Annotated in this window: 11 protein-coding genes; 4 read left to right on the top strand and 7 right to left on the bottom strand. The window is 72.2% G+C overall.

Annotated elements, in window-relative coordinates:
• The first annotated feature begins 2 nt into the window (after positions 1-2).
• Complete coding sequence (locus tag H483_RS22235; protein ID WP_017835452.1) at positions 3-2,960, top strand: PD-(D/E)XK nuclease family protein; 2,958 nt, start codon at positions 3-5, stop codon at positions 2,958-2,960.
• Positions 2,957-6,397 (top strand): exodeoxyribonuclease V subunit beta, encoded by a 3,441-nt coding sequence (locus tag H483_RS22230; protein WP_017835451.1) that lies wholly within the window; start codon positions 2,957-2,959, stop codon positions 6,395-6,397. Before H483_RS22235 ends, H483_RS22230 begins: the two co-directional genes overlap by 4 nt.
• On the opposite strand, the gene H483_RS22225 is transcribed toward H483_RS22230, so the two are convergent.
• A complete protein-coding gene (locus H483_RS22225; protein WP_017835450.1) occupies positions 6,390-7,511 on the bottom strand; it encodes a hypothetical protein in 1,122 nt (373 codons plus the stop codon). The two genes, H483_RS22230 and H483_RS22225, sit on opposite strands and share 8 nt — an antisense overlap.
• 250 nt (positions 7,512-7,761) lie before the next feature.
• Here H483_RS22225 and H483_RS0118965 point away from each other — a divergent pair, with 250 nt between their 5' ends.
• Positions 7,762-8,163, top strand: a complete 402-nt coding sequence (locus H483_RS0118965) for a hypothetical protein (protein ID WP_017835449.1) — start codon at positions 7,762-7,764, stop codon at positions 8,161-8,163.
• Here H483_RS0118965 and H483_RS22220 read toward each other — a convergent pair.
• Positions 8,147-8,995 carry a tyrosine-protein phosphatase gene (locus H483_RS22220; protein WP_141244218.1) on the bottom strand — a complete coding sequence of 283 codons (849 nt, stop codon included), beginning with the start codon at positions 8,993-8,995 and terminating at the stop codon, positions 8,147-8,149. The genes H483_RS0118965 and H483_RS22220 overlap by 17 nt on opposite strands.
• A 119-nt stretch (positions 8,996-9,114) precedes the next feature.
• On the bottom strand, positions 9,115-9,528 hold the full coding sequence (locus H483_RS22215; protein ID WP_017835447.1) for a DUF4870 domain-containing protein: 414 nt from the start codon (positions 9,526-9,528) through the stop codon (positions 9,115-9,117).
• Positions 9,529-9,677: 149 nt separating this feature from the next.
• Between H483_RS22215 and ppc the strand changes: the two genes are divergently transcribed.
• Entirely contained in the window at positions 9,678-12,554 is a 2,877-nt protein-coding gene (ppc, locus tag H483_RS22210) for a phosphoenolpyruvate carboxylase (protein ID WP_017835446.1), read from the top strand.
• Positions 12,555-12,667: 113 nt separating this feature from the next.
• On the opposite strand, the gene H483_RS22205 is transcribed toward ppc, so the two are convergent.
• The 4 genes from H483_RS22205 to H483_RS0118960 are packed head-to-tail and all read right to left on the bottom strand — an operon-like array spanning position 12,668 to position 15,857.
• Entirely contained in the window at positions 12,668-13,849 is a 1,182-nt protein-coding gene (locus H483_RS22205) for an MFS transporter (RefSeq protein ID WP_031264442.1), read from the bottom strand.
• A gap of 24 nt (positions 13,850-13,873) precedes the next feature.
• On the bottom strand, positions 13,874-14,566 hold the full coding sequence (locus tag H483_RS22200) for a LysE family translocator (protein ID WP_017835444.1): 693 nt from the start codon (positions 14,564-14,566) through the stop codon (positions 13,874-13,876).
• Complete coding sequence (locus H483_RS22195) at positions 14,563-15,207, bottom strand: methylated-DNA--[protein]-cysteine S-methyltransferase (RefSeq protein ID WP_017835443.1); 645 nt, start codon at positions 15,205-15,207, stop codon at positions 14,563-14,565. The genes H483_RS22200 and H483_RS22195 overlap by 4 nt, the downstream gene beginning before the upstream one ends.
• A complete protein-coding gene (locus tag H483_RS0118960) occupies positions 15,204-15,857 on the bottom strand; it encodes an RNA polymerase sigma factor (protein WP_152427833.1) in 654 nt (217 codons plus the stop codon). Before H483_RS0118960 ends, H483_RS22195 begins: the two co-directional genes overlap by 4 nt.
• Positions 15,858-16,049 lie beyond the last annotated feature (192 nt).

Raw genomic sequence — 16,049 nt, 5'->3', positions numbered from 1 at the left:
TTGTGACCGGCTCCCAGTCCCCCGCCGCTGGCTTTCCCATCGCAGGCTCTCCCGTGGTGGCCGAGATCCGTCGACTCCGCGCGCACGACGCCCTCGGTCGCATCACCGTCATCGTCGCCTCGTTCGGTGCCGCGCGGGACCTGGTCCGGGCGCTGGCCCTGTCCGGCGGCGCGGCGGGCGTCGCGGTGCGGACCGCCGACCAGGTGGTCGCAGAGCTGTCCGCACCCGCCCTGGCCCCCCGCGCCGCGCTGCCGTTCCCGCTCCTGGAGGCGGCAGTGGAGAAGGCCCTGGACGCGGACCCCGGCGAACTCCGGGCGGTGGCCGGCGAGCCGGTCACCGGCCAGGCGGTGGCCCGGGCCTGCCTGCGGCTGGGAACCGTGGAGGCGGGGTCGGTGGCCGCGGAGAACCGGCTCCATGCCGAGGTGCTCCGGTTGTCGGAGCAGGCCCGTGCGATGACCGGCGCCACCTACTACACGCAGTTCGAGGCGGTCTCGGCCGCGCTCGAGAGGCTCGACGGTCTCGGCCGCGTCGTCCTCGCGGCCCCCTTGAGGGGAACAGAGACCGAGCGACGTCTGCGCGCCGCCCTGGACGCGCGAGGGGTCACGCCGATCCCCGGGACGGGAGCCGACCACCTGGCCTCCGCGGCGGAGCCCGACGGCGACGGCGCCGTCACGGGAACCCACGTCCTGCACGCGTCGGACCCGGATGACGAGGTGCGGGCCGTGGTCCGGTTCGTCCGCTCACGCCTGGCGGACGGGACCCCGGGGCACCGGATCGGCGTCTACTACCCGTCGCCGGATCCCTATCTCCGACTGGCGCTCCGGGCGTTCTCGGAGGCGGGGATCGTCGTCAACGGACCCTCCGCCACCGATCTCGGTCGCACGCCCGCCGGCCGGTCCCTCGTGCGACTACTCGCGATCGACCCGGGACTCATGCCGCGCGCCGACCTGCTCTCGATCGTGGCCGAGGGAGCCGTGGTGATCCTCGACGAGCAGGGCGCGTCGGTCTCGTCCCGTCGGCTGGAGTTGCTCACCCGCACGCGTCTCCCGGTCATCGGAGCGGGCGACTGGGCCCGCCTGGCCGAACGCCTCGCGGACCGGGGTGATCAGCCCGGGGACGGGTTCACCGACTCCGACCGGGCGGCCGCCGCGGCGTTACTTCGCCTCGTCGACAGGATCCGGTCCACCCTCGGCGCCCTCGAATCCGCACGGACCTGGTCCGAGGTCGGTGAGACGCTGGACGCCCTGCTCACCTCGGTCTTCCGGCAGACCCCCAACCGGGCGGCGGTGCAGGCCGCGGTCGGCTCTCTCGCCGACCTCGACACCTTGTCGCCCGCGATCACCCGCGAGCGGATCGTCGGAGCCGTGTCCACCCGGTTGGACTCGATCACCGAGCGGGTCGGCGAGGAGGGGGCGGGCGTGAGCCTGGGTCCGATCGACGACGCGGTCGGCCGGGACCTCGACACGGTGTGCGTGGTGGGCATGGCCGAGGGACTGTTACCCGTCCTGCACCGACCCGACCCGCTGCTGCCCGAGGGAGCGGTCGGACCGCCCGCCTCCGAACTGCTCGACGAGCGGTACCGGGTCCTCCAGCTGGCCCTGTCGGCGGGCGCGAACCGTCGACTGTGCTCGTTCCCCCGCGGGTCGATGCGGGGCGGCGGACACCGCATCCCGTCCCGGTGGCTCCTGCCCACGGTCTCGCGCCTCACCGGCCGGCAGGTCCACGCCACCCGGTGGCAGGACGCCGTGGCGGGGTGCCCCGCCGTCACCGCGGTCCCCTCGTTCGTCGACGGCGTCCTCTCGCCCGCACCCCTCCTGGGTCCCGATCCGGCCACCCTCACCGAGCTACGCCTCCGTGAACTGGCGGCACGCGGGTGGCGGGCGGGACCCACCGCGCCGGAGCCACTCATCCGGGCCCACGAGATGCGCAGGGACCGGCGGCTCGGTGTGTTCTCGCGGTTCACCGGAGACGTGTCGTCAGTGAACGACCTGGTCACGGTTCTCGACACACCCGTCTCGCCGACCCGCCTGGAGGACTGGGCCCAGAGCCCCTACCTGTTCTTCCTCGCGACCGTTCTACGAGTCCGCGTGCTCGACGACCCGGCGGCGGACATCGAGATGGACCTCCGCGACTACGGCGACCTGGTCCACGCGATCCTGCAGAGATACGTGGACGACCGACTCGAGCTGGGGGTCGGTCCGGATCGTGACCTGCTCATGCGCGCCCTCTCGGAGGAGTGCGACAAGGCCGTCGCCGCGGCCCCCGGGCTGCTCGCCCCCCTGTGGCGCCGGCGACGGATGCTCCTGGAAGTCGAGCTCGGCCGGTGGTTCGAGGAGGACAGCGCTGATTCGGTTGCGGGCTGGCGCCCCACCGCCACCGAGTTCGGATTCGGGCGCGAGCTGCCCGGAGAGCCGACGGCCCGGATCCCGTTCGAGGTGAGCACCTCCCGCGGACCGGAGACCCTGCTCCTGGCCGGATCGATCGACCGACTCGACGTCCGGGATGGTGCGCAGCGCGTGACCGACTACAAGACCGGCACGCCTCCCGGGGCGGAACTGCGCCCGGGCGAGGACGACCCCACCGTGGCCGGCACCCGGTTCCAGCTCCCCCTGTACGCCGCGGCCGCCGCCTCCGCCCGGCACATGGCCGTGTGCGAGGCCCGCTACTGGTATTGCACCGAACGCGGCGGCTTCGAGCAGATCTCCCTCGCCATCTCGGACACCGTCATGGACCGGGTCCGCTCGGACGTCGGCCACCTGGTCGACGCCATCCAGCGGGGATGGTTCCCCCTCAAGGGCGGGCGCGGATCCTCCCGCGACCTGGCCGAACTCCTCGGAGGAGCGGACCTGGACCGCACGTGGGAGCGGCTGTCCGGGCGGGAGCCACTGGCGTCCCATCCCGCGTTCGTCGGCATCGTCACCGGGGACACCGCCGGGACCGGATCGGAATCGACCTCATGAGCACGCTTCACGACCAACCCGCCCGGGACCGGGTCGAACGGGACACCGCCGCCACCCTCTTCGTCGAGGCCGGGGCGGGCACCGGTAAGACCCACGCCCTGGTCCGCCGGCTCAGCACCCTCCTCCTCACCGACGGGGTGCCCGTGGACAGGATCGCCGCGATCACGTTCACCGAGAAGGCGGCCGCCGAACTGCGTGACCGGCTGCGGGTCCACCTGGTCGACCGTCGGGACGGCGGAGACCACCGCGCGGACGCCGCACTCGCCGGGCTCGACACCGCGGCGATCGGAACCCTGCACTCGTTCGCACTGCGCCTGCTCTCGGAGAACCCGCTCGAGGCCGGGATACCCCCGAAGGTGACCGCCCAGCAGGACACCGCCGAGGCCACGGCCGTGGAAGCGATGTGGCAGGAATGCGCGAGCGTCCTGTTCGGCGGAGACCGGGACGGGGCGCGCTCCGGCATCCTGGCCCAGGCGGTCGACGACATGCTCGACGCCGGCGTCGGCACCCTCGCCTTCCGCGAGATCGTCGAGGCGCTGCACCGCGACTGGGACCGACTCCCGCGCGGTCCCCTCCACTCCGGCGGGGTTCCCGGTTCCGAGCTGCCCGCCACCCCCGATCTCGCGGAGATCGTCGCCGCGATCGGGTCGATCATCGGCTGGCGCGAGTCCTGCCAGGACGAGACCGACAAGCTCTATCAGACCCTCTCCAAGCACGAGGACTGGCTGAGGGACCTGCAGTCGGCGGCCGCGGATCCGACGGCCTCTCCCACCTGGGTCGAACTCCTCGCCAAGCCCCTCGGTCCCGGAAGCGGGGGCAAGGGGCCCAACTGGGGTGGGGCCGACACCGTCAGGGGGATCAAGGAGGAGATCAAGCGACTGCCCTCGATCTGCACCGAGGTCCTGTCCGCCCACTGGCGCCCCCGCATCGCGATCGTCCTGGACGCCCTCATCCCGGTCATCCACGGGCACGCCGAGGACCGGCGCCGGCGCGGCACGTTGCAGTTCCACGACCAACTCGTCCTGGCGCGGGAGTTGCTGCAGGACCCCGCGGTGCGGGACCGGGTCAGGAGCCGGTACACGCGCATCCTCATCGACGAGTTCCAGGACACCGATCCCATCCAGCTCGACCTCGCCGTACTCCTCACCGCCGAGGACGGCCGACAGGGGGCCGGGTCGACGTCCGGGTCGAGTGCGGGGCCGGTATCGGGGCCGGTGGCCGGAAGGCTGTTCACCGTCGGCGACCCCAAACAGTCCGTCTACCGCTTCCGCCGGGCGGACATCTCCACCTACCTGCGGGCGCAGCGGATGGACGGGGTCGAGCTCGAGCGCCTGACCACCAACTTCCGGTGTTCGCGGGCGGTGCTGGACTGGGTCAATTCGGTGTTCTCGGAGGTGATGCTCGCCGCGCAGGGCGTGCAGCCCGGGTACCGGGAACTGGAACCGGGTCCTGATCGGCCCCCGCACGACCCCGCACACGGGCCCCGGCCGTTCGTGTTCCGCACCGAGGACGTGCCCACGCTGCCCGATCACTGCCCCGCGGACGCGAATGACGACCTCACACGGCACTGGACCGAGGCCTCCGATGTCGCACGGGTGATCGCGACCGCCGTCCGCGAGCAGTGGACACACGAGTCCAAGGATGGCGGCCACACCCCGCTCCGCCTCGGGGACATCGCGATCCTCCTGCCCTCCCGGGGCTCCCTGCCGATGATCGAACAATGCCTCGACCACGCCGGGATCGACTTCCGGACCGAAGCGTCGTCCATCGTCTACGGCACCCCCGAGATCCGGGACCTCCTCCTCGCCGTGCGGGCCGTGGCCAACGCGGCCGACGAGGCGTCGCTCGTCGGAGCGCTCCGCTCCCCGCTCTTCGGTTGTGGCGACGACGACCTGCTCCGTTGGCGTGCGGCCGGTGGGGCATGGGCCCCCGGCGCCCCGGCGCCCGACCACCTCGTCGACTCCCCCGTCGCCGTGGGGATCGACTACCTCTCCGGCCTGTCCCGGCGGAGCCGACGGCCGGGCGAGATCCTCGAGGCACTCGTCCACGACCGGATGGTCTTCGAATCGGTCGCCGAGTCGCCCCGCCGGCGCGACCTGTGGCGACGCATCCGATTCGTGATCGAACACGCCTGGCAGTGGGAGGACTCCGCCGCCGACCCCGCCCGCGCCGACCTGCGCGAGTACGCGGACTGGGCGCTGGCCCTCACCGCCGAGGACGCCCGGGTCCCGGAGGCGGCGATCCCGGAGATCGGGGTCGACGCCGTGCGCATCACCACGATCCACGCCGCCAAGGGTCTCGAGTACCCGATGGTCGTGCTGGCCGGGATGAGCCGCAAGTGGCCCGGTGACCGGGACAGGCTGCTGTGGACGGACGACGAGCCTCCACGGCCCGCGGCCTCGTTCTCCACCTCGGTGCGCGATCCCGGGTTCGCACGGGCCGCGGAACGCGAGGCAGAACACTCACTGGCGGAGCGGATCAGGCTGTTGTACGTCGCCGCCACGCGCGCGGAGAGTCGCCTCGCCGTCTCCGGGCACGGATACGTTCTGACCAAGGAGACGAACCCGAAACCCCGGAAGCTGTGGGGTTCGCTCCTCGGCTCGGTCATGGAGGTGCCCGACGCGCCGCAGCTGGTGCCCTACGGACAGGACCTGCTCGAACCGGCGCCCGCACCCCCCGTCGACGTCCCCGGACGGGACGAATGGAACGACCGCAGCCGCGAGGTCGTCGCCCGTTCCGCCGAGCGAGCCGGGTGGTCGGCGACCCGGATCGCCCATCACCCCGCGGGCGGGCCCGACCCCTCGCTACCCGAGCAACTGGCCGCTGCCGTGTGGGACCGTTTCGCGCCCGCTCCCACGCGCGAGGAGGAACTGCCGCCCGCACCCCGTACGGTCCCCCTGGCCTCCGGTCCCGACGTCGGCACCGCCGTCCATCACCTGGCCGAACACACCGATCTCGCCGAGCTCGCCGCAGCAGCCCCCTCCTCGGCCATCCAGGAGTGGGAGTCGTGGGCGGCCGATCAGCTCACCGCCCTCGGTCTCGGTGGCGGCGTCCGCGGCGCCAGGTCCCCCGAGGCCGTCGAGGAGATGGTCGCCGTCGCCCGCACGGCCCTCACCTCGGACCCCGTGCGGAGGGCGGCTGTCCGCCCGCACTGGGCGGAGTTGCCGGTCGCGGGATCCCTCACCACGGCCGACGGCACGTCCGTCGCGGTGGAGGGAGTGGTCGACCTGGTCGTCGACCACCCCGACGGGTCCCTGTCCGTCATCGACTACAAGACCGATGTCGCCGTCACCTGCGCCACCGTGGACGACTATCTGCTCCAGCTGTGCGCGTACGCCGAACTCCTGGGCGCGACCACCGGCCGGACGGTCAGCCGCGTCGACCTCGTGTTCTGCCGCGGCGGCCGGGCCACCGTCATAGGTCGGGACCTCAGCTGAGGTTCGTCCACGCCACGCGCCCGTGCGTCGCGGCAGCGATGGCGGCATCGCAGGGTTCGCCGGTGGTCGCCGCCCGGTACAGCTCCACCAGCAGGTCCACGACCGAGTCCCACACCCGGTGGAGCGGTTCGTCCCCGCCGTACGCCCAGACCGCTCCGGCACCCGGACCGTCCCGGTAGGAGACCGCGTACCCGTAACCCCGCCTCTCCGCGATCGGCCACAGTCTCCCGGCCCAGGTCACCCCGGGCCCCGGTTCCGAACCCAGCCCACCGGTGGCCATGGCGCGCTCGAACATCCGCGCCTGGACATCGAAGCCCTGGGCCGGGTCCAGCGGGTCGGCGAACGGCAACAGTCCCTCGACCGCGTCCAGGCCCGTCCGGCGGAGGTGCCAGGCAAGCGTGCGGATCCCCACCGAATCGTCGACACCGCAACTGTCGAGCAACATGCCCGCCCGGGAATCGGACGCCCGGGGATCATCCAGCCACGCATCGGGCAGCCCCTCCACCTGCACGATCTCGGCCAGCGCGTCGCACAGTTCCCCGACCTGCTCGTCGAGCACCACCGAGGCGTCATCCACGCGTCCGGACCGCGATCGACGAACCACCTGCCCGGTCGATGCGGGAGCCCCGGTGGTCACGGGAGCCACGGTGGTCACGGACTCCTGTGTAGCCGAACCGTCGCCCCTCTCCCCCTCCATCGCCCACCGGATCCGTTCGAGGGCGCCGTCGAGATCGGCGACCCACTCCGGCCGGGCGACGGAGGGGCCCGCGTCCACAGGGGCCGGTGCCGATCGGACGTCGTCCTGCCGCAGGGCCGGGATCGAGCCGGTGACGTCGGCGAAGAGGTCCAGCCGGTCACGGCGGCTGTCGCGCATCCGGTCACGTTCGGATCGGGTGAACGACATCACCGGGAGCATGAGGAGCAACGCGGCCTGCCGTCCTGAGAAGCCGAACCCCAGCTTGAGGGCGCGACGCGCCTCGACTGGGGAATCCGAGCGCCGGATCGTCTCCATCACGGCCGTGAGGTCCTCACACGCCAGGAGCACCGCCTCGGCCTCGTCGAACGCCCTTCCCGCATGGTCTCCGGGCTCGAACCACCCTCCGAGTGCACCCATAGCTCCCACGCTGATCCCCCGATCTTCCCCACCGTCGAACAGACCCGGCCCCCACCGGTTCCAGGCGAGATCCTACGCGGGTGGGCCCTGTGGCGGTCCTGCAGCCGCAGGGCCCGGAGGGGGGCTCAGCCGGCGGTTGTGACCGATCTCTCCGGCTGTCACACCGCCTTGACCAGTGCGTTCCGTTTTCTACTCAGATTCCTATCGACGACCGAGCGTTCCCGTGGAAAACGAACGTAGGGTCCTGGACATGAACGGACATCTGATGCTCGAGGACGGGGGCCGGAGCCGTTCCGTCCCGGTTCCTCCTGCTGAGGGCCCCGAGGAGGAGGCCCGGCCCGAGGCCCGCCCCGGCTTCGACGACCACGGGATCCGCGAGGCCGCCCCGGCTGCGGTCTTCCCCGCGCCGCTGACCGCGGTCTCGGCCGCGGCGACGGGCGGGGTGATCGGCCTCGGCGCCGTCTACGGCGTCGCGGCGCTTCTCGCCGACACCCTGGTGGGTGTGGCGCTGCTGGTGCTGGTGTTCGCGCTGACGATGGCGGGCCCCCGAGTCCATTCCATGGCCCGGACCGAGGTGGGCCGCACGGTGGCGGTGGTCCTCGAGGCGATCGCCTTCGGTGGCGTGCTCGGCGCGATCATCGTGGTGCTCTGAGCCGCGCCCCCAACTCGTCCACCAGGCCCGCCTCTACTCCGGCGCCGTCCACGAGGTATCGACGGACATCGCCGAACTCTCGGTTCAACGCTGTCAGCGACCGCCTGATGTTGGCCTCCTCGACCCCGATGAGCACGTCGATCGCCTCCAGGCGCTCGGGCATCTCCGCCCGGACGTAGGAGCGGATGGCGTTGACGAAGTCGACGGACAGCTCGCGCGTCAACATGTAGTCGGCGATCACGTCCTCCTCGCGGACGCCGGCGAGCAGCTGCAGGACGGCAGAGGTCCAGCCTGTCCGGTCCTTGCCGGCGGTGCAATGCACGATCGCCGGGCCCGTCGACCGCGCCACGGCGCGGACCACGCGTCCGAAACCCGTCCGCTCCTCGTCCCCGACGACGAATCGCTCGTACATGATCGCCGTCTCCCTCCGGGCGTCCTCGACGCTGTACGTGCCGGCCCCGGTGAAGGCGGCGGCGGAGGTGTTCCCGGCGAGCACGTCGATCGCGAGGTAGTGGGCCCCGTCCGGGATCACATCGGGCTGACGGACGATCTCCTCGTCGGTCCTCAGGTCGACGACGGTGCTCACCCCGAGCCGGTTGAGCACGCCGAGGTCGTCCTCACCCACGGACAAGGTGGTGGACCGGTAGACCAGACCGCGGGCCATGGTCCCGGACGGCTCGAGGGCGTATCCGTGGCCGGCGACGTCACGGAAATTGTGGACGCTGGTGAGTCGGACGTCCCCCGGCGCCGGACCGGACGCCCCGGCCGCTGCACTGACATCCCGGACGACCTCGGCGTCGACCCCGGTGTTCACGCGCGCATCTGCGCCCATTGCGCGTCCCCTTCTCCGCGTCCACTGCTCCGCACCCACTCGGGCTCCCGCGCGCCCGGATGGCGCGCCGCCCCTCTGTCGTTCCTACCGGATCGCCGGGACCGGTGCGAGCGGGGGCGTCAGCTCAGGATGCGCAGTTGGAACGGGTAGTTGATGGTCCGGCCCCGCGTGGCCCGCACGACCCCGATCAGGTGGCCGACGATCTGGAGGACAAAGGAGACCGCCAGCAGGACCAGTCCGATCGGGATGCCGATCACGGTGATGATGAAGATCCAGCCCACGATGCTCATGATCCACAGGCCGACGTTGAAGTTGAAGGACCCGGCAGCGGCCTGCCGGACGAACGGGCTGCGGTCCTTGTAGATCAGCCACATCACCAGCGGCCCCACGAAGGAGAGCCACCCCGCCGAGAGCGCCATGGCGATGAGACTGGACGCGTGCGCCAGGGCCGCGGGGGTGCGGTCGTCGGGGCCGGCCACGGGCTGGCCGTACTGGGAGTCGCCGTACTGGGGGAATCCGGGCTGTTGCGTCATACCCCCAGTGTGCGCCACCGGGGGCCCGGGGACATCAGGGATGACCCCCGTGTCCGCCTGATCCCCGCGGTCGTGCACGCCGCGCGCCCCATGCGCCCCCGAACCACGGTTTCACCCGCCTGTCACATCCCCCGCCTACCCTGGCGGCCATGACAGAGACCGCACAGGATCACACCGCACCCGATTCCGGGACCGATCCTCTCGCCCGCGCGGTGGCCCCCCTGCGGGAGGACGTCCGGTTCCTGGGTTCCCTGCTCGGCGACACTATCCGGGAGCACGCCGGGGACCGGGTGTTCGATCTCGTCGAGACGGCCCGCCGGACGGCGTTCGCGGTGCGGCGCTCGGAGGCCGACAGGGACGAGGTGTCCGCCCTGTTCAAGGACATCAGTGCCGCCGACGCCATTCCGGTGATCCGTGCGTTCTCACTGTTCGCCCTGCTTGCCAACGTGGCGGAGGACCTGCATCAGGAGCGCCGCAGGCGGATCCACCGGGCCGCGGGAGAGACGCCGCCCGACGGGGACCTGGAGGTCACGTGGACCCGGGTCGCGGACCTGCTGGAGGCGGACGACGACGAGCGACTGGCCGCCGTGCGCGCGACCGCCCGCGTGTCCCCGGTGCTCACCGCCCACCCCACGGAGACCCGTCGCCGGATGGTGTTCGAGGCCACCCGCAGGGTGCATCTCCTCATGGCCCGCCGGGACGGTCTGCGGTCGAGGGACCAGGACCCGGTGACGGAGGCGGAGATCGCGGAGATCGAACTCGAGCTGCGCCGCCTCGTGCTCGCGCTGTGGCAGACCGCCCTCATCCGCAACGAACGTCCCCACATCGAGGACGAGGTGATGGCCGGGCTGCAGTATTACGAGGCCACCCTGCTGGAGGTGATCCCCCCGCTCAACGCGCAGATCGACGAGCGCCTCGGGTGCGGGGGTCGTGCGGTCGTGCGGCCCGGTTCGTGGATCGGCGGCGACCGCGACGGCAATCCGTACGTCACGGGCGACGTGGTGCGGTTCGCCACCGACCGGGCGGCGGAGCTGCTCCACGGTCACTATGCCGAGCAGCTGCGCCTCCTCGAACGTGAGCTGTCGATGTCGGCCCGGATCGTCGAGGTCGACCCGGGGATAGCGGCACTGGCCGATTCCCTCGAGGACACCCAGGTCGAGGGGAGCCCGGCCCGGGAGGACGTTCCGTTCCGCCAGGCGGTCCGGGTGGTCCGTCGTCGGCTCGCCGCGCGTGCGCGCGCGACCGGGTCGTCGCTGCCCCGCTCGGTACTCCTGTCCGCCGGGCGTCTCATCGGCCTGGACGACGATCCTCCGTACGAGGATCCGGAGGAGATGGCGGCGGACCTCGAGATCATCGACGCGGGACTCTCCGCAGTGGGGTCAGACCTGCTGCGCGCCCCGCGACTACGGGACCTGCGGTGGGCGCTGAACTCGTTCGGGTTCCACCTGCAGTCCCTGGACATGCGCCAGAACTCGGAGTCGCACGAGGACCTGCTCACCGAGCTGTTCGCGCTCGCCGGGGTGTCCGAGGACTACTCGGCGCTCGACGAGGACGCCCGTGTCGAGCTCCTGCTCTCCGAGCTCTCCCACGATCGCCCGCTGCTGGGCGTCCGTGCGTCGCTCTCGGAGTTCGCGGACAAGGAGATGGGGGTGCTGCGCGCCGCCGCGGAGGCGGTCGCCGGGCTCGGACCGGACGTGGTGCCCCACTACATCGTGTCGATGTGCGGTTCGGTCTCCGACTTTCTCGAACCCGCCGTCCTCCTCAAGGAGGTCGGGTTGTTCTCCGGCAGCCCGGACGAGCCCCGGTCGACCGTGCGCCTCATCCCGTTGCTGGAGACCATCGACGATCTCGCCGGCGGGGCCAGGATGCTCGACGAGGTGCTCGCGCTCCCGCAGTTCCGTGCACTGGTCCGCTCCCAGGAGGACGTGCTGGAGGTCATGCTGGGCTACTCGGACTCCAACAAGGACGGCGGATACCTCGCCGCCAACTGGTCCCTGTACGAGGCCGAGCTCGCTCTGGTCGATGCGGCCGCACGCGCCGATGTGCACCTGCGCTTCTTCCACGGTCGCGGCGGCGCGGTGGGGCGCGGCGGCGGGAACTCCTATGACGCGATCCTCGCGCAGCCCCCGGGCGCGGTGCAGGGCGCGCTGCGGATCACCGAACAGGGGGAGATCATCTCCGCCAAGTACTCCGAGCCCGTGCGCGCCCGCCGCAACCTCGAGGCACTGGTGGCGGCCACCCTCGAGGTCTCGCTGCTCGACGTCGAGGGTCTGGGGGACGACGCGGAGCAGGCCTACGCGGTGATGGCCGCCCTCGCCCGCCTCGGCCGCGAGGCGTACGCCGAGTTGGTCCACGAGGACCCGGGGTTCATCGAGTACTTCACCACCTCCACCCCGCTCAGCGAGATCGGGGAACTCAACATGGGCTCCCGCCCCACGTCCCGGAAGCAGACCTCCTCGGTCGACGACCTGCGGGCGATCCCGTGGGTGTTGTCGTGGTCGCAGTCCCGGGTGATGTTGCCCGGCTGGTTCGGCGTGGGCAGCGCCCTGAAGCGCTGGGTCGACGACGGCGGGCCCACGGACGTGGACGGCCACGACGCGGGGGGCGCGAACGCCGAGGAGCGCCTGGCCACGCTGCGCCGCCTCTACCGGGACTGGCCGTTCCTCCGCACCACGCTGTCCAACATGGCGCAGGTCATGGCGAAGGCCGACATGAGTCTGGCGGGCCGGTACGCCGAGCTGGTCCCGGACGCCGAGGTGGGCAGGAGGATCCACGGGGTGATCTCCGACGAGTTCGAGCTCACCCGCGAGATGCTGCTGGCCGTGACTGGTCAGGAGACCCTGCTGGACGACAACCCGGCCCTCGCCCGTTCCGTCCGGAACCGGTTCCCGTATCTCGAACCGCTCAACAGGCTGCAGGTGGAACTGCTGCGGCGCTACCGCGCGGGCGATGACGACCCCGACGTGCGCACGGGCATCCAACTGACGATGAACGGCCTGGCCACAGCGCTGCGAAACTCGGGCTGAGCCCGGCCACCGCATCGAGAAAACCGTTCCGAACACGTTTCTCGAGTGCGGGTGCGCGGAACGCTCTTCTCGATGCCGGGCGGGGCGGGGCACGGGCGGGGGCGACCGGGCCGCTACCGCAGTTGCCGTTGCGCGAGCGGGATGAGCAGCACGCACACCACCGCCAGGGCGGCGATCCACGGCACCGGGCCGCCCATGCGGGAGAGCACCGCGAGCACGTACGGGGTCGCCATGCCCAGGTAGGCCAGGACGTAGAAGACGGCCACGAGACCGGCGTGGTCGCGGGGGCCGGACTGCAGCTCCACCTCGACGAGCCCGGCCACCAGCAGGGTCGCGTACCCCGCGCCCAGCAGGACCGCGACGGGCAGCAGCCACAGGGCCCGGCCGGGCAGGTCCGGGGACGCCGCCAGGACCGCGCCCGCGGACATGCCCAGCGCGGCGGCGGTCAGGCCGATGACCGGGGGGCGGGACGGCGGGGAGGACGCGGCGAGCCGGCGCACGGTGGGCTGGACCAGCACCCCGGCTCCGAGCGTGACGCCCACCATCACCCCGGCGTACGCGGTGGGCAGGCCTCCTGCGTCGCCGCCCAGCAGGTCCGCGAGCACCGCGAACGACATGCTGGCGCACCCGAACACCAGCGGCGCCCAGGGCGCGACCCCCAGCAGGAACCTACGGGTGCCCGCGCTCGAGGGGATGAGCCCGGCGGGGTCGGCGCCCCCGTGCGGGCGGTAGGGGTCGGCGGCGTTCCAGGCGGCCACCAGGGCGATCGTCCCGAGCACCAGGTGCGGTAGGTAGGCCGAGATCATGGGAGCGGGGGCGAACTGGCCCACCAGGCCGCCGACCAGTCCGCCCAGCCCGAATCCGCCGGTCAGGGCGATCGCGGCCCGCCGCGCGCCGGTCCCGGGTGCGGCACCCGCGGAGAGTTCGCGCACCCACGCGCTGCCCGCGCCGAACGCGGCACCGGATGCGAGCCCCGCCAGGAAACGGCCGAGGTAGAGCCACAGCGGGTCCTGCGGCCCGAGAAGCATCAGCACCGTGGCGACCAGGGACAGGACGAGGACCGGCCGCATGAGCACGCGTCGACCGTGGGCGTCGGACCACCGGCCCGCCACGAGCAGCGTGGGCAGGAGCCCCACGATGTACACGCTGAACATCGCGGTGACCTCGGTCTGTCCGAGGCCCTGTTCCTCGCGGTAGAGCAGCAGCAACGGTGCGAACTGGTTGGCGCCCCATCCCACGGCGAACACCGCGAGGGCGGCGCGCCACCACGCGCGATCGGAAGGCGCACTTGTCATGTGGCAGAACCTATCGCCCGATCGTCAGGTGAGCGCCTCGATCACGAACGCCACCCCCACCGCCACGAACAACGTGCTGACGACCACATCCACCGTCGGCAGGACCCGCCCGACTCGCTCGTTGACCAGTCGGTGCGACGCCGCCACGGCGAGGGTGCAGAACCACATCAGCGCCACGGCGATCATGCCCGCGACGAGTGCGACCGACTGCCCCGGAGGGACCTCGCCCCTCAGGAACGGGGTCAGGACGGCGCCGAAGAACACCAGCGCCTTGGGATTGGCCAGGTTGGTGGCCAGCCCGCGGACGAAGTCGGTTCCCGGCGGTCGAGTGCCGAGTGTGGCCGGTGCGGCCGGCGTGGGTGCGGCCGGGGTGGAGTCCGACGATTCCGGGCCGGTGGGATCGAGTCCCGCGGCCCCCGCCCTCGACCTCGAGCGCCACCACCCCCGCAGCCCGAGCACCCCCAGACTCGCCAGCAGCAGCCCGCCCGCCACCTGTAGCCCCGTCATGATCTGCGGATACACGCGCACCAGCGCGGCCAGTCCGGCGAACGCGGCCGCGAGCCAGATCGCGATCCCGGTGACCACCCCGACCGCCGTGGCGACACCGTGGCGGCGACCGACGAGCGACCGGTGGAGGACGACGACGAGGTCGGGCCCCGGCGAGATCACCGCGATCACCCAGACGCCGTAGAGCGCCGCGACCTGCGCTGCGGTCACGCAGCCGACTCCATCGCCAGGAGCCGCTTCTTGACCTCGAGCCCGCCCCGGTAGCCGCCGAGACCGCCATCCGAGCGCAGGATCCGATGGCATGGCCACACCAGGGGAAGCGGGTTGGTGGCGCACGCCGTGCCGACCGCGCGGACCGCTCCGGGCTTGTCGAGGGCGGTGGCGATCTCCCGGTAGGTGGCCGTGCGCCCGTAGCCGACCTCGGACAGTCGGCGCTGGACCAGGCCGCGGAACCCGGTGGCCAGGACGGTGTCCAGCGGCAGGGTGAACTCGCGGCGACGCCCGGCGAGGTAGTCGTGCAGCTGCGTGGTGGCGTCGTCGAGCACGCTCGCGATGTCCGCGTCGCCAGTGCCCCCGCTCGGCGTTCCCGGAGTGCTCGCGCTCACGACGCGAGGGCCGATCTTCGTGGCGAGCAACTGGAGGACCTCGTCCCGGGACTCCCCCTCGAACGCCACATACGCCAGGCCGCGCGGGGTCGCCGCGAGGATCAGTTCTCCGATCGGCGACTCGACGGACCGGACCAGCACATCCACCAGCCCCCCTCGCTGCGCGTCGCGGGCCAGTCGGTCGCGCAGACGGTCCGTGTCCGCGGGGGCGCCGCGGAGTGTGTCGATGACGTCGTCCGCGGTCATGGCTGCTCCTTGGTTCGCGTCGTGTGCTCGGTCTGGTCGGGCACGGTCTGGTCGGGCACCGTCTGGTCGGGCACGGTCTGGTCGGGCACGGTGGGTTCTCGGACCTCGCGGCCAGTTGCGGTCGCGCGGTCGACGGTGTGCCTCAGGGCCGCCACGCCGTCGGCCGCCGCGCGTCTCGCGGCCGCCTCGCTGCCCCCGGTGAGCGCGGCGATCTCGCCGTATGGCAACCCGCCCAGGTACCGGTAGGCCACACAGAGCCGCTGCCGCGTGGGCAGAGCGGCGACGGCGTCCCAGATCGGGTGGTCGCCGAGGTCGTCGTCGTCGCCCTCACGGCCCCTCCACGCGGACCCGTTGCGCCCGTGGCTCCTGGCCGCCCACTCGTCGAGCACGGCGACATCGTCCGCGCCTCCCGCCGGAGCGGCCGACCGCACCGATCGGCGTACCACGTCCACCGACCGGCGGTGGGCGACCCGGACCAGCCACGCCTCCACGTTGGTCTCATCTGGCAGATCCGTCCAGGCCCGCAGCGCGGACAGGAACGTCTCGGACCAGGCGTCCTCGGCATCGGGGCCGGGTCCCAGGACCGCGCGGCACACGCGCAGGACGGTCGGCCCGTGCCGGACCACCGCACCGTCGAAGGCTGCCCTCATGAATTCGATCTTCCCCTCGTCCCCGCCACCTCGTTCACACGACCCTCCCTCCGACTTCAGCAGGTAGTCGTTCCGGGCCGCGAGAACGTGAGGTCCGTCCGGCAGGAGACGAGGGTGGGGCCTGAGCACGGCTTCGAAGTCCGCGACGGGTGATATCTTGGGCCACCAACACCACTGGTCGAGTGGCTGTCT

It is taken from the genome of Dietzia sp. UCD-THP, assembly GCF_000349585.1.
Taxonomy (GTDB): Bacteria; Actinomycetota; Actinomycetes; order Mycobacteriales; family Mycobacteriaceae; genus Dietzia; species Dietzia natronolimnaea_A.
Note: the sequence above shows the minus strand (reverse complement) of the source record. Positions and strands in the feature narration are given on the sequence as shown.